Raw genomic sequence first — 14,156 nt, forward strand, 5'->3', positions numbered from 1 at the left:
CACACTTCATACCGGTCGTGTTCAGGATTCTAAGCGGACCATGTCACCCACAGAGACGTCTGATGCCGCGCCACCGGGTAGTTCGATGACAGTGTCCGCGTTCGCGTAGCCGACCGAGCGCCAAGGTTGCATGGTTTCGACGGCTTGGACCTCCTCGTCGACGAGCCAGAGTACGTCCAGCGGGAACCGGACGAACAGCATGTGGATAAACTGTCGGCTGGCGCGGTTGAAGGGGAAGACAAGCGCGTAGTCGTCGGGAATCGATGACCGGAACATCAGCCCCCGGCTCTGTTCGAGTATCGATTCGGCGTATTCCACTTCCGTCGCGAGAGGGCGAGCCGCGCCGTCGGGGTCGTGGACGAGCCGCATACCACCGCGGAAGTCGTACGCAGTCAAAAAGTCTTCTGTCGGAACGGAGGGTTTGAGGGGGCATGGCCACGGACTATATGACATGGAGAAGGCTCCCGGGGGGACATCCGTCGGCGTTGACGACCCGTATGACCACGTGACGCGGTGTGACTTCGTTACCAGCGAGGGGAAGTGCCGCTGGGCGCGCGAACACGGCCGCCACGACCCCGAATTCGCCAACACACGGAGCTCTGACGACTTTCGCTGTCCGGCAGCAATCGCGCCCGACGACGCAGATGCAGACACAGAGCCGGAATGGGACTGGGCCGACTGCCCGCATTTCCGCTCCCGGAATCACGACCGGGAGTGTGTTCGCTGCGGACTCGAAGAGCGGCGTATGGCCCACTCCGACGAGCGGCCGCTACTGGAGGAACACCACCTCTCGTACCGCGGCGACGGCGACGAGCTATCGCACGAAATAACGGTGTTTCTCTGCCGGTGGTGTCACGCCAAAATCCACCAGTCCTGGGCGCGGCTCGACGACGACGTGAATCCAGACCCCGAAGCCATCGCACAACGGGAACAGCGCCGCTCTAAGGAGCAATCCGAACTGGGGTTTGAATCGGCAGCCGACCGCTACGACGACTCGTAACTCCATCTTAATATCAAATTTGATATCTGGTGGCAGACCGATAAGTAGGATCACAGTAACTGAGTAGTATAGTGACCTCTCCGGCGCTCACGAAGCAGTCGCTGGGGACGGGATATGTCGTCGCAACCGGTGTTGTGATTACCGGCGCACTGCTCGCCCACGGCATCTCTACCGTCCGCCCGTCCCTGATTGACATGGTCATCCTCAGCGTGGGGCTGACACCGGCGCTAGCTCTAGTAGCGGCGAACTACTGGCTTCCGGTGAGCGGACTGTCCGGCGACCAGATATGGACTGCTGCGGAGTGGTGCGGGCTGGGCATCGCGCTGTTTACGCTCATCAAAATCGTCGTACTGCTCGCCCCGATGCCGCAGTCCTCGATGATCCCGTCGATACTCGCAAGCGGGGTCGCAGTCGGCGGGTTCGGCGGGATTTTGTTCGGATGGCTGCTCGAACTCCGGCGGTCCAGACGCCGACTCGCACAGAGCAACGAAGTGTTGTTTCGAGTGCTCAGGCACGACCTCCGGAACAATCTCAACGTGGCACTCGGACACCTCGGCGAACTGCAGCGGGAGACGGCAGAACGCGGCAGCCCGAAGTCGCGTGCACACGTCGAGCAGCTGAGCGGGACCATCGATGGCATCATCGACACCACAGAGAAGGCGAGACAGATAGAGTTCGCGTTCGATGCGGACCGCCGCGCACAGGAGCCGATTGACCTCGTACCGTGTATCAGAGAACAGGCGAAACAGATCACGCAGTCACACCCGGAGGCCACCGTCGAACTCGACCTCCCTGAACAGTCGCAGGTGTACGCCGACTGGATGCTCGACATCGTGTTCCGGAATGTTGTCGAGAACGCAGTCGTCCACTGCGAGGAGACCCCGACACTGTATATTTCGGTCGAAGAACACGGCCGAACCGTGTTCGTCCACATCGGCGATAACTGTCCGTCGATTCCACAGCACGAACGGGAGGTCCTCGACAGTGGAGAGGAGACGCAACTGCACCACTCGAAAGGAGTCGGACTGTGGCTGACGACGTGGATCGTCGAAAGTTACGGCGGGGCCGTACACCTCACAACCTCGGACGACGGCAATGTCGTGACGCTGGAACTGTGCGGCCCGACGATCCTCGACGAGATTCGCCAGACCCTTCGAGAGTGGCCCTGAAACCGGACGCGAGGGGACCCGTCGACCGCATCAGGAGATATATACGCCTTCGCGGCCTTCGCGTCAGTAATGACCCGAATCGACGTTATCGACAATCACGGACAGTTCACACATCTGGAGCAACGCGCGCTCCGTGACATGGGCGTCGACGTTTCGCTCAGGGACAACACGACCCCACCCGAAGAGATTGACGCCGACGGCATCGTCCTCTCGGGCGGCCCGGATATGGACGATATCGGGAACTGTCCCGAGTACCTCGACCTCGACGTTCCCGTGCTCGGCATCTGCCTGGGCATGCAACTCATCGCCGACGAACTCGGCGGCCGGGTCGGCAGCGGCGAGTACGGTGGCTACGCGGACGTGACAGTCGACATTCTCGACGAGGCCGATCCGCTCCTCGGTTCGCTGTATCCCGACACGCGTGTGTGGGCCAGCCACGCTGACGAAGTGAAGGAGGTCCCACCCGGATTCGAGCGAACCGCGACTTCCGATGTCTGTGGCGTCGAGGCGATGAGCAACACGGACGAGGCGATATACGGCGTCCAGTGGCATCCGGAGGTCGCTCACACCGAAGAGGGCGAAGAAGTGTTCGAGAACTTCCTGTCGGTGTGTGATCAGCAGTCTGTCGCCCGCCAGTAACCGTCGGGGAAGAATGTAACTGGTTTTATATTCGCTCGTAGGGTGTGATACAAAAATGACGGCGACACAGGGAAATCTTGCTAGCCTTTCTCGATTTATTTTCAGGGCTCCGACCTGGTATACGAGCCTCGCCTTCGCGCTGATCATCGCCGCGATGACTGGCATCGTTGCGTTCGACTCACGGTTCATCCTTGACGACGCATGGCAGGGCGTGTTTCTCATCGGCCTGCCGACTTCAATCGCCAGTGCCGTGACGCCGTGGGTCGACCGCCAGTTGGGCGGGCAACTCACCCCAAACCGGGCCACTTTGCTTGCAGTCATCTGTGAGCTCATCACCATCGCGATGCTGACCGTTGCCGGCCTCATCGCCATCTTTACTGTCCGCCTCGGGCAGAACTTCGTCTTCGACGTGTTGCTAGTCGCGCTGGCGTCGATATTCGCCTTCCGGCTGCTGATACTGATGGCCGTCTCGCGGCACTCACTGCTGAAAGCGACGATTCCGGCGAGCGTCCAGACAGTCACTGCCGCCGTGTTGCTGGCGATATACAGCGGGGCGACCGCGTTCATCCTCGAAGACCCGATGCTCCGGGAGTACCTTTCTCGCCCCGAAGAGGTCCCGCCACAGGTCCAGGGGTTCATCCCGGAAGACTTCATCATTCTCGCGGTTATCTGTGTCATCTACGCGCTGGCGGTCTGGCTGTTCCTCGTCGTCATCGACCAACCGTGGCGCTCCTCGCTGGGCGTTTCCGCGCTAGATTTCCTCCGGGGCTTCATTGGCCACATCGCCGAGGGCACGCGTGAACTGGAGGAGTTCTTCGAGGATATCGGCGAAGAGGCCGTCGTTCCGGTCACCTTGCTGTCGGTCCGTCGGCCGGACGGTGAGGAGAAAGCCCGGTTCGTCCTGCCGATGATTCACCCCGGTCCGATGGGTGAGATCGGCGGGGGGAACCTCCCCAGACGCGTCGCCGAGTCGGCTGACGGCCTCGCATTCCCGCCCCACGCGACTGCCGGCCACGACTTCAACCTCGTCACAGAGCGGGAAGTCGACAAGATTCTGTCGACGGCCGAGACAGCGTACCAGCACATCGAATACGACAGCCATGCGACGGCAGGCCACCGAGTCACCGAGGGCGAGGCCACGCTGACGGGACAGGCATTTGGCTCCGACGCGCTCGTCGTGAACACGTATGCGCCAGGCTGTGCCGACGACGTGGAGTACGCCGTCGGACTCTCAGCGATGTCGGAAGCGCGGGCCGACGGGCTGGAAGACGTGCTGCTGGTCGACGCGCACAACTGCAACGACGGACTCGAAGGCGACGACCTCGGCCACGTCGTGCCCGGCAGTCAGCGGTCCTTCGATATGCTCCACGGAGCTGGCCAGCTCGGGAGCCTGCTCACAGACGCCGAAACTGGCCAACTCCGCTGTGGGGTCGCCTGGGACGCAACGCCCTGGGAGCCTGCGGAGGGCATCGGCCCGCTCGGTATCCGGGTCTGTGTCTTCGAGGTCAACGACCAGCGGACGGCGTACGTACTCATCGACGGCAACAACATGGAGCCGGGCCTCCGTCAGCGCATCATCGACGCCGCCGAAGGCGTGGATATGATGGAGGTGATGACCAGCGACACCCACATCGTCAATACTGTCGAGGCCGAGAATCAGGTCGGGCAGGCCATCCCCGAGAAGGAAATCGTTGCGCTCATCGGGGACCTCGTCGACAGAGCCGTCGCCGATCTTGAACCCGTCGAGGCCGGGATGGCGAGCGAACAGGTGACCGTGACGGTGTTTGGCAACGACCGAACCGAGACGCTGGCTTCGACCGCCAACGCGATGGTGTCGATGGGCGGTGCGCTTGCCGCGGCGTTTATTCTCATCGTCATGACGATCAGCGTGCTGATTTTCTTGCTGACCTGACTGGCAGTCGACCGGAAACGGCCCGCTCGGCCCCAGTGCTATCGCCCGGTGTTCAGTCAGAGAGCCCGGGGAGCGGAGGCGAACCACGGGCGGTGGTCACAGCATCGTACCGCGGCTCCTCATCCGGGTTTCTACTGTCTGCTACAGCATTCAGACTCGCGACGCTCACCGGTTCTGGTACAGAGAACGCCGAGGAGGAGATTTGAACTCCTGAGTCCGTGAGGACAGTTGCTCTCGAAGCAACCGCCTTGGCCAGGCTAGGCTACCTCGGCTCATCCATCAGTACCGCCGTTTGCTCTTTAGGGGTTTCGATTTCGGACTCGACACCCCTTTATCGGACCCGTAACATGACAGACTATGGACGCTACCGAGGCAAGCGAGGTGTCGAGTCAGATCCTCGACGAGATCGGGAGTGCCGTCATCGCTGACCGCGGTTTCTTCGAGACGGTGCTGCTGGGTGTTGTCGCGAAGGGCCACGTCCTCCTCGAAGACGTGCCCGGCACAGGGAAGACGCTGACCGCCCGCAGCGTCGCGACCGCGCTGGGACTGTCTTTCTCCCGCATCCAGTTCACGCCGGACCTCCTGCCGGCCGATATCACGGGAACACACATCTTCAACGAGGAGACCCGGAGCTTCGAATTCACTGAAGGGCCAGTGTTCGCCAACGTCGTACTGGCCGACGAAATCAACCGCGCACCGCCCAAGACACAGTCCGCGCTGCTCGAAGCGATGGAGGAAGGACAGGTCACCGTCGACGGAGACACGTACGACCTGCCCGAGCCGTTCTTCGTCATCGCCACGCAGAACCCGGTCGATATGGAGGGGACCTTCGAGTTGCCGGAGGCACAGGTCGACAGATTCCTGGCAAAGACGTCACTCGGCTACCCCGACGACGAAGGCGAGGTCGAGCTCCTCCGGCGGCGTGCCGGCCGGACGACACAGAGCCCGACCGTGGAACCGATACTCGACGCGGCATCGGTCACGGAACTCCGGAGTGTCCCGGAGACGGTCACCGTCGACGACGACCTGCTGCAGTACATGGCTGACCTCGTCCGGGCGACCAGGGACGACTACCGCGTGGATGTTGGAGTCTCACCACGTGGGACCCAGCGGCTGTTCGAGGCGACGCGAGCGATGGCGACAATCGCGGGCCGGGAGTACGTTGCGCCGGACGACATCAAGCGGGTCGCACAGCCGGTGCTGGCACACAGACTGGTGTTAACCCCTGATGCCCGCGTCGAGCAGGTGGACAAGGGAACGGTCATCCAGAGCGTGCTCGACGAGGTCCCCGTTCCGACGGTCTAACCCCACGTCCAGTGGGCGTCCAGCGCGTACCGGTACACGCCAGTAATGACGATTGCGCCGCCGTTCCCTATGAGGTACGTCACGCCGCCCCAGGTGACGAACGCATAGAGGAGGCCCAGCTGGAGCGGAATTGCCGTTCCCCGGACGAGGTTCGTCTTCCCCATCCCCAGCATGTACTCTTTGAGCGTCGAGTGTTGCGAGCGGTGAAACGTCCAGGCGTTGTTGAGGACGTACTGAAACAGTATCGTGAGTTCGATAGCGAGCGCCGCCCCGAGGATGTAGTTTAGACCGCCGACATCGACGAACGACCACAGCAACACCGTCTGGGCGGATGCCGCGACCACGCCGACGAGGAAAAACCGGACGAGTTGCTGTCGCCGGGCCGGTGTGACGACAGCAGACGCCATACAGCCTTACTGATAACCGAGCGCCTTTAACCGTGCTGTTATTTCGTCGGACGCTTCAGTGGTTCCAGCTCCGTTCCCGTCGCTGTCGAGTGTGGCGAGGTGCTCAGCGACAGCATCCGAAAGCCGGTCGAGAACGGTCGCGGGCGGGTCGGCGTCCGTCGAGTCCGAACACAGGTCGACCTGCTCCTCGGGGTCGTTCGTCCGGTCGTACAGTTCTTGACGGCCCGACTCTGTGAACTCGATGTACGTGTAGCGCTCGTCACGTGCGCTGAGGAGGAGTTCCCCGTCCGCGCGGCTCCGTGGAATCGGTTGGCTGGTCACGCTCTCGCCCCGGACCGCTGCGGAGACGATGGGGCCGCGGTCCTCGATAGCCGCGCCGTGGACCGCCGGAGCGACAGACTCCCCGTCCCACTCCGCCGCGGGCGTGAGCGACAGCAGGTCACACACTGTCGGCGCGATTGTATCGAGGCCGACCGGCGTCTCGACCGACTGGTCCTCGCTGTCCGGCGTCGAGACGATGTAGGGAACGTCGATGAGTTCTCGATAGAGCTTGGGGTAGTGGGCGAGATGGCCGTGTTCGAGGAACTCCTCACCGTGGTCGCCGGCGACGATGATGGCCGTATCGTCGCGGTGGCCCTCGGTTTCGAGGGTGTCGAGTAGCCGACCGACGCTGGCGTCGACCTGCCGGACTGTCGCCTCGTACAGGGTCCGAAGTGTCTCCAGCGTCCGGTCGTCGACTTCCCAGCCCAGCCCGGTTCGGAGGTGGGACGTGAGCATCCGGAGAACGCCGAAGTGGTTGTCCGACACTTCGCGAATATGCCGCGGTGCCGGCACGTACGGCGTGTGCGTGTCCATGTAATGGACCCACAGGAAGAACGGCCCATCGGTCGTCTTCAGGAACTCAGTCGCGTGGTCTTCGAGGTCTCCCATCCGGGACACGTCAGCGAAGGGGCGTTCGTCGGACCCGCCGCTGAGAACGGTCGCAGCGCGTCGGAACGGCGAGGTTCCCAGCTGGACCCAGGCCTGAATCGTCGGGTGGGCCGCCAGGTACTTGCTGTAGCCGCCGCTGTCGACGAACGGCTCGAACTCGTCGAACCCGCGGTCGTACCCCCAGTGATCGGTGAGAAAGCCGTTTGCGGCGTTGAAGCCTGCGGTCTCGATGCCGGCATCGGACACCTGCTCGGCCAGCGTCGGCGTCGACGCCAGACCGATGTCCTCGCTCTCCGCGAACACTGGCCGTGACCCGTGGATGCTGGGAAACGAGAACGGCGTCCAGTTTCCCTGTGCGGCGGCGTTTTCGAAGACGGCGCCAGATTCGGCGAGCGAGTCCATGACAGGGGAGACGCTGTCAGCGCCACCCAGTGCGTCCGCCCGCAGCGAATCAACCGTGACCAACACCACGTTGTTGGTTGCTGGGGCCGTCATTGTCGACTCACATGCCCCCTTGATCGCAATGGTATCGACGTATCGCGTCCGCAAACGGGGGGTTGCACCCAGCACGTGCCACCGGATTTTCTCATACCCCCTGTACCAGAGCCGGAATACTGAACGTTCCGGATAAATTCAGGCGGCTATAATAGAACCATACGCTGATAAGGTAGAATTAAAGCCTCACTTCGACAATGAGTCGTCCAGAGCGTACTCGATGACCGACCAGATTCAGTTTCGGTCCTACGACGACCGAGACGCCGCCGCCGTCTGGCGTCTCCACGAGCGGGCGATCCGTGCGACCGGCAACGACCCCAGCGACATCCCCGGGACGTCAGACCTGAAACACATCGAAACGCGGTATTTCGACACCGGCGGCGCGTTTCTCGTCGGTGTCGTTCCCGCCGTCGACGACGAACTGCCGGAGACGTTCGACGGCGGCCTCGCCGCGATGGGGGGGTTCCTCCCGAACGAGGTCGGCCACGCCGACGAGCGGACTGTGCCCGGCGCGGCCGAACTCCACCGGATGCGGGTCGCTCCGTCCCGGCAGCGGCGTGGCTACGGTCGTCGACTCCTGCACAGACTCGAACAGCAAGTGGCTGAGCAGGGGTACGAGGTCCTGCTTGCGACGACATCACAGAGCCAGCCCGCCGCGGTCGCGTTCTACCGCGACGAGGGGTATCAGGAGGTCGGCCGGTCGACACAGGGCGAGTACGAACTCGTTCACTTCGAAAAGCGGCTTTGACCCCCAACTCGGTCGGCGTTCAGTCGCCGCTGTAGGCGTCGTCGGTGTCCTCGCCGAAAGAGGTGTTGAGTCCGCCCGGACTCTCCCGGTCTTGCTCGCGCATACTCTGTCGCGTGAACTGTGGCTTGGCGCGGACAGCCTTCTTTGAGCGGAATGACCACCACAGCGCCAGGGACAGGCCGACAGTTCCGGCGATGCCGACACCGGTGGCCGGCAGCGACGCCTGCGTGTACAGGAACGCTGTCGAGAACAGCGTGCTCGCGAGCAACATCCCGAGGATGAGTCGCTTCGTCATCGTCGCGAGCAGGCCGTCGGAGTCCTCGATGTCGGCCTGTACGCGGAAGTCCTCACGCTCGACCCTGTCGAGGGCGGACTCCAGTTTCGGCGGGATACGGACGGCCGACCGGGCGGCATCGGACACTTCGGTTGCGCGGTCCTCGACGAAGTTCCGCACGCCCTCGGCGATGTACCCCTCCTCGCGCAGGTAGTCGGTGGCGACGCCGATGAAGTCGAAGTCCTCATCGAGAGTGACACAGACGCCTTCGACGACTGTGGCGACGCGCAATACGAGCGCCAGGTTCGCCGGCAGTCGGAGCGGAAACTCGTAGATCGTGTCCTCGACCTGCTGGATGATCTGCTGGACGCGGTACTGCTCGATATCCTCGCCACGAGCGTCGGCGATGGCCAGTTCCATCACATCGCCCATCACTTGCCGGTCGGCCTCCGGCGAGAGCGTCCCCATCTCGATGAGGGCGTCGAGGATGGCGTCGATGTCCTGGTCGGCGACGGCGGCGTAGAAGTCGATTATCTTGTCCTGGACGAACGGGTCGACCCGGCCGGACATCCCGAAGTCGTAGAAGACCAGCGTCCCGTCGTCCTGGACCGCGAGGTTCCCCGGGTGGGGGTCGGCGTGGAACACGCCGTCGTCGATAATCATCTGGAGGTACGCCCGCTGGAGCGTCTCAGCCAGCTCCGTCCGGTCGATACCGCCCGCATCGAGGCTGTCGATGTCGTTTATTTTCGTGCCGGGGACGTACTCCATCGTCAGAACCCGCTGGGTGGAGTGGGACTCCTTGACCTTGGGGATGCAGATGCGGTCGTTGTCCCGGAAGTTCTCCCGGATTTCGGTGAGCATCCGCCCCTCGCGCTGGTAGTCCATCTCCTCGCGGATGGTCTTCGAGAACTCGTCGGCGAGCGTCTCCAGCGAGAACGACCGGGAGTCGTCGATGAAATACATCAACAGCGGCAGCGACCAGCGGACGACCCGCAGGTCAGCCTCGACCAGCGCCTCAATGCCGGGGCGGCGAATCTTGACCGCGACCTTTTCGCCGTCGACCTCCGCCAGATACACCTGCCCGAGCGACGCGCCGCTTATCGCCTCCGTCTCGAACTCGTCGAAGCGGTCGTCGACAGGGCCGAGTTCGTCTTCGAGGACGACCCGCGCCTCGTCCCAGTTAGCCGGTGGCACGCGGTCCTGTAGCTTCGAGAACTCCTCGATGTACTCCGGTGGCAAAACATCCGGCCGCGTCGAGAGGATCTGGCCGAGTTTGATAAAGGTCGGGCCGAGCGTCAACAGCGAGTCCAGTAGTTGCTGTGCTCGTTTGCGACGCTGTTCGGACGTGACGCGGCGCGATGAGCCGATCACGAAGAACCGTTTTCGGTCTCGTGCGTACGCGACCAACAGGGGCAGGAAGTGGCGAGCGACGACGAGGAACCGCCAGTACGCGCGAAGGTTCACCGGATTGCCACCTCTGAGTCAGTCCCCGTCGATCGGAATCGTCGTACTCGGTGCGGCTGTTGCCTTCGGCAGGCGGAGTTCGAGGACGCCGTTTTCCACGGTTCCCTCTCCGCCCTGACCGGTCGTGTCCGGCGGGAGCGGGAGTTCGGCATCGAGGAAGACAGAGCGGTCCTCGCGGACGAAGGTGAACTCTCCGGGCACATCCTTGGTCCGTTGCCCGTCGATGCGAAGGCGGCCCCCTTCAACGGTCACGTCGATTGTATCCGCGGTCACACCCGGCAGGTCGAGCACGAGCAGGTATTCGTCCTCGGATTCGAGCACGTCCGCGAACACGGCATCGGGAAGGTCCCGAAGCGCTTCACGCAGGGCAGACATACGCTCGTCTAGGTGGTAGGCTGTGGTAAACCCGACGGTCTTCGCTACTACAGGAGGACGGAGAGGAGGACGGCAGCGCCGATGAGGACTGCGACAAGTCCGAACGCGACTTCGGCGATACTGCCCCGAACAATCCGTCGGGCAGTACCACGCTCGCTGGTGTCGGAGATAACGAATACCGGCGTCGCGTTGCCGTCCCCGACGATGGCGTCGACCAGATTGCTCCCCCATTCTGTTGCGGGGCCGCGCATCGCCTGGCCGTAGACGTACACGTCCTCCCCAACGTCCAGTCGGCGCTCGGTAAAGCGCTGTTTGTTCCCCAGGCTGATCTCCGTCACGAGCAGGTTCACGGAGCCGTCCTGCGCCTCGACGCCCTCCGTTCGCTCGACGTAGTCGGCCAAGCGCTCGGGGAGTTCAGTTCCGGGAGACACCGTCACTGACTGAGACTCGAATCGCACGTCCGCTCCATCGGGGTTCACTCGGACGCGGTCGTTCCCGTCGTCGACGACGAAGTCGACGCCGTTCTGTCCCTCGTCCAGCGTCTCCCAGTGTGAGTGTTTCCCGGACGACCGGTACTCCTCGACCTCGTAGGTGTATGCCAGACACTCGCTGCCGGTGAAGGGGGCCGTAACGGTCTCGCCCTCCTCGTGGGCGACAGCCGTACCGGTGATTTCGACGGGGCCGGTGTGGCCATCGAGCGAGCGCACCGGGACCGGATCGTTCCGGAGGATGTGAAACACCGTTTGGAGTTCCTGGCCGCCGCGGAAGAGGACGACGCTACCGATGAGCAAGAAGACGGTGGCAACCAGTTGCGGGAGGACCATACGTCGATGCCGGACCCGGCTGAAAAAAATGTTCCCAGTTATGCCGACCGACGGCTAGGGCGCGGCAGCCGGCTGAGAGCAACGTCGCCACACGCGGCAGCCAGCACAAAGCAGCGTCGCCGCGGTGGCTGAACCGGCACCGCATCGCGACAGCGCCACTACGCAGGGTACTTTTGATAGAGCGGCTGCTAGTACGGGTATGGCTGGCCCCTCGCCGTCGGATGCTGCGTCGCTCTCGCTGGAGACCGCCCGCCGCCGAATCGGCAGTGTTGCCGGACCCATCGACCGGACGGACAGAATTCCGCTCTCCGTCGCCGTCGGACGCATTCTGGCGACAGATACGACAGCGAACGAGCCTGTCGAGGAGGCAGATATCTCGGTCGACGATACTGTCTTCGAACAGGGCCATCAGGTACGGCCCGGCGACGTGGGGCTGCTGCGGGCAACCGGCGTCTCCGAACTGCTCGTCCGCCAGCGACCGCAGGCCGGAATCATACCAACCGGTGACGAACTCCGACCGGATGCCAGCACGGCCAGCAAGGTCGAGACGGCGGGGTTCACGCTTGCTCAGTACGTCGACCGGTGGGGCGGGAAGGTGACCTACCGGGACCCAGTCGCCGACGACGCGCCGGCGCTCCGGATGGCCATCCAGCGCGACCTTACCCGTGATATGATCGTCGTTACCGGAACGGAGCCGGGTGATACGCTCCGAGAAATCGTCGCCGAACTCGGCGAGGTGCTTGCGGACCGCCTCGCGATCGATCCCGGCCGTCGGGCCGGACTAGCCGTCGTCGAGAACCGACCGGTAGTACTGCTGCCGGAGTCGGCAGGCGCTGCCCGCGTCGGCGCTGTTCAGCTCGTGCGCCCGCTCTTGAAGACGTTTGCCCATGCCCCGCTGTCTCCTCATCCCGAAACACGAGCGACGCTCGCAGCGCACGTCGACAGTCAGACCGGCATCGAGACGTTTACTCCGGTCGCCGTAAGCGACGGGACGGCAACGCCGCTGCCCGGTGTTGACCTCGCGACAGCGACCCGGGCTGATGGCTGGGTGTCCGTGCCCGCTGACGAGGCCGATATCGATGCCGGAACGGCCGTCACTGTCGAGGACTGGGACTACCTGCCCTGAGACGACGCCAGATCGAGCAACGTGGCGACGCGTCTGTCGCCGCGCACGCACCGTCCCGTCTCCGCCGGGGACCGCCGACCAACGTGGACGCCATCAAGGCCTGCGTTCCACGCCGCACCGATGTCTGACGGATTGTCCCCTGCCAGCACGCCGCTGTGGCCGTTGTACCAGACACCCAGCTCCCGCATCGCCAGTTCGACCGGTTTCGGGTCGGGCTTCCAGCCGATATCGTCGTCACAGCAGACGACTGTTTCGAACCAGTCGGCGATGTCGAGATGGTCAAGCACCGGTTCGGTGAGGTACTGCTGGCAGTGTGTGACCAGTCCGACCGGTGTATCGAGGGTTGCGAGGAACGCCTCGGCGTCGTCGTAGAGATACGTCGCCTCCGCCCGAGCGACGGGGTCTTCCTCCTCGTGGAACAGCCGCCAGAACTCCTGCTGGTCGACGCCGCGCTCTGCAAGCGTCCGTGACCGTGTCCCACCGAATCCGTACCAGAGTGCATCCCGTTCGCGGTCGGTGAACTCGACGCCGAGGCGGTCGCCGACAGCACCCATCACCTTCCGAGGGTAGGCTGGCTCGATGTCGACGAGCGTCCCGTCGAGATCAAACAGCCAGAAGTCGTAGTCGGTGGTCATGAGGATACATCACTTGGAGACTCTCTAATAAAGTCTTTCGGGCCCTACGACCGGTTTTATTGCGTATAACTGCTCTGTAGCCATTGACTACGCAGCGGCGGCTCGTTTCACGTCACCCGGATCGAGCTACCAAGGTACTTGTTGGTCACGTCGCTGACCGAGTCGGCATTGAACAGCGACAGGTCGTCCGCAATCTCGGCTTTCAGCGCGTCGAAATACGCCTCGTCAGTCCTGAGTTCACTGAACGACGCCGAAACGACCTGACAGCCGAGTTCGTCTGCGACGAGCCGGCGGAAGTGCGGTTCGTCAGCGATTTCACCCCGCCAGAGCGTGTCCCGGAAGAACAGCCAGCCGCTTGTCCCCGGGTCGTCAGCCGCCCGGTACAGCGTCGTCTCGAACCGGTCAGGGTCGGTCCACAACCCATCTGCGGCTGGCTCCAGTCGGACCTCTACCCGGAAAACGTACCGCGCGGTCGCGCCGTCGGGCGCAGTCGGCTGGAGGGCAGCGAGTCTGTCAGTCGTGTCCACGGTCACACTGTCAGTCGTGGATGCCGTTCAAGCGCTCGGCGAGATCAATGTCGTTCTCGGTGATGCCACCGGCGTCGTGGGTCGTGAGTCGAACTTCGACCTCGCCCCAGCGGATGGTCATCTCCGGGTGATGCCACGCGTCCTCAGCGATGCCAGCCGCAGCGCTCAGAAAGCCCGACGCGTCGAGATAGCCGTTGAACTCGAAGACGCGGACGATCTCGTCGCCTTCCCGGGTCCACTCTTTCGGTAGTCGGTCGCTAATCTCTTCGTCAGAGAGCAGGTCTGCCATATCGACCACGTCGGACGGCGTGGGCAAAAAGGTGGGC

The 14,156-nt window shown here is 63.4% G+C and carries 16 protein-coding genes and 1 tRNA gene; 7 read left to right on the forward strand and 10 right to left on the reverse strand.

Features of this window, described 5'->3' with window-relative positions; genetic code table 11:
• Nucleotides 1-21: 21 nt before the first annotated feature.
• Nucleotides 22-369, reverse strand: a complete 348-nt coding sequence (locus BVU17_10865; protein ID AUG47993.1) for a hypothetical protein — start codon at nt 367-369, stop codon at nt 22-24.
• Nucleotides 370-451: 82 nt separating this feature from the next.
• On the opposite strand from BVU17_10865, the gene BVU17_10870 reads away from it, so the two are divergent.
• The 4 genes from BVU17_10870 (at nt 452) to BVU17_10885 (ending at nt 4,720) form a co-directional block, all read left to right on the forward strand.
• Nucleotides 452-1,000 (forward strand): hypothetical protein, encoded by a 549-nt coding sequence (locus BVU17_10870; protein AUG47994.1) that lies wholly within the window; start codon nt 452-454, stop codon nt 998-1,000.
• 71 nt (nt 1,001-1,071) lie between these two features.
• Entirely contained in the window at nt 1,072-2,169 is a 1,098-nt protein-coding gene (locus tag BVU17_10875; protein AUG47995.1) for a histidine kinase, read from the forward strand.
• 69 nt (nt 2,170-2,238) lie between these two features.
• Entirely contained in the window at nt 2,239-2,808 is a 570-nt protein-coding gene (locus BVU17_10880; protein AUG47996.1) for a GMP synthase, read from the forward strand.
• 55 nt (nt 2,809-2,863) lie between these two features.
• Entirely contained in the window at nt 2,864-4,720 is a 1,857-nt protein-coding gene (locus BVU17_10885) for a hypothetical protein (protein AUG47997.1), read from the forward strand.
• Between the two features lie 187 nt (nt 4,721-4,907).
• Here the strand turns inward: BVU17_10885 and BVU17_10890 are convergent.
• Nucleotides 4,908-4,992 (reverse strand) — tRNA-Ser (locus BVU17_10890).
• An 85-nt stretch (nt 4,993-5,077) separates the two neighbouring features.
• Here BVU17_10890 and BVU17_10895 point away from each other — a divergent pair.
• Entirely contained in the window at nt 5,078-6,025 is a 948-nt protein-coding gene (locus BVU17_10895) for an ATPase (GenBank protein AUG47998.1), read from the forward strand.
• Here the strand turns inward: BVU17_10895 and BVU17_10900 are convergent.
• Both BVU17_10900 and BVU17_10905 read right to left on the reverse strand, forming a co-directional pair.
• On the reverse strand, nt 6,022-6,432 hold the full coding sequence (locus BVU17_10900; GenBank protein AUG47999.1) for a polysaccharide biosynthesis protein GtrA: 411 nt from the start codon (nt 6,430-6,432) through the stop codon (nt 6,022-6,024). The genes BVU17_10895 and BVU17_10900 overlap by 4 nt on opposite strands.
• 6 nt (nt 6,433-6,438) lie before the next feature.
• Nucleotides 6,439-7,857: a sulfatase gene (locus BVU17_10905; GenBank protein ID AUG48000.1), complete on the reverse strand. Its 1,419-nt coding sequence runs from the start codon at nt 7,855-7,857 to the stop codon at nt 6,439-6,441.
• Between the two features lie 220 nt (nt 7,858-8,077).
• On the opposite strand from BVU17_10905, the gene BVU17_10910 reads away from it, so the two are divergent.
• On the forward strand, nt 8,078-8,605 hold the full coding sequence (locus tag BVU17_10910) for a GNAT family N-acetyltransferase (protein ID AUG48001.1): 528 nt from the start codon (nt 8,078-8,080) through the stop codon (nt 8,603-8,605).
• Nucleotides 8,606-8,624: 19 nt separating this feature from the next.
• Here BVU17_10910 and BVU17_10915 read toward each other — a convergent pair whose 3' ends face one another.
• Genes BVU17_10915 through BVU17_10925 form a run of 3 tightly spaced genes read right to left on the reverse strand, consistent with a single transcriptional unit; the run spans nt 8,625 to nt 11,542 of the window.
• The gene (locus BVU17_10915; protein ID AUG48002.1) at nt 8,625-10,343 is read right to left on the reverse strand and encodes a hypothetical protein; all 1,719 of its coding nucleotides are present in this window, start codon (nt 10,341-10,343) and stop codon (nt 8,625-8,627) included.
• Nucleotides 10,344-10,361: 18 nt separating this feature from the next.
• Nucleotides 10,362-10,718, reverse strand: coding sequence for a molecular chaperone Hsp20 (locus BVU17_10920; protein AUG48003.1), 357 nt, complete (start codon nt 10,716-10,718; stop codon nt 10,362-10,364).
• 47 nt (nt 10,719-10,765) lie between these two features.
• A complete protein-coding gene (locus BVU17_10925; GenBank protein AUG48004.1) occupies nt 10,766-11,542 on the reverse strand; it encodes a hypothetical protein in 777 nt (258 codons plus the stop codon).
• Nucleotides 11,543-11,741: 199 nt separating this feature from the next.
• Between BVU17_10925 and BVU17_10930 the strand changes: the two genes are divergently transcribed.
• Nucleotides 11,742-12,668, forward strand: a complete 927-nt coding sequence (locus tag BVU17_10930; GenBank protein AUG48005.1) for a molybdenum cofactor biosynthesis protein — start codon at nt 11,742-11,744, stop codon at nt 12,666-12,668.
• Here BVU17_10930 and BVU17_10935 read toward each other — a convergent pair.
• From BVU17_10935 to BVU17_10945, 3 genes are all read right to left on the reverse strand, one after another.
• Nucleotides 12,656-13,303 carry a 3-phosphoglycerate kinase gene (locus BVU17_10935; GenBank protein ID AUG48006.1) on the reverse strand — a complete coding sequence of 216 codons (648 nt, stop codon included), beginning with the start codon at nt 13,301-13,303 and terminating at the stop codon, nt 12,656-12,658. The genes BVU17_10930 and BVU17_10935 overlap by 13 nt on opposite strands.
• 107 nt (nt 13,304-13,410) lie before the next feature.
• Nucleotides 13,411-13,830: a hypothetical protein gene (locus tag BVU17_10940; GenBank protein ID AUG48898.1), complete on the reverse strand. Its 420-nt coding sequence runs from the start codon at nt 13,828-13,830 to the stop codon at nt 13,411-13,413.
• A gap of 10 nt (nt 13,831-13,840) precedes the next feature.
• The gene (locus BVU17_10945; GenBank protein AUG48007.1) at nt 13,841-14,119 is read right to left on the reverse strand and encodes a 4a-hydroxytetrahydrobiopterin dehydratase; all 279 of its coding nucleotides are present in this window, start codon (nt 14,117-14,119) and stop codon (nt 13,841-13,843) included.
• Nucleotides 14,120-14,156 lie beyond the last annotated feature (37 nt).

Source organism: Haloarcula taiwanensis (genome assembly GCA_002844335.1).
Classification (GTDB): Archaea; Halobacteriota; Halobacteria; order Halobacteriales; family Haloarculaceae; genus Haloarcula; species Haloarcula taiwanensis.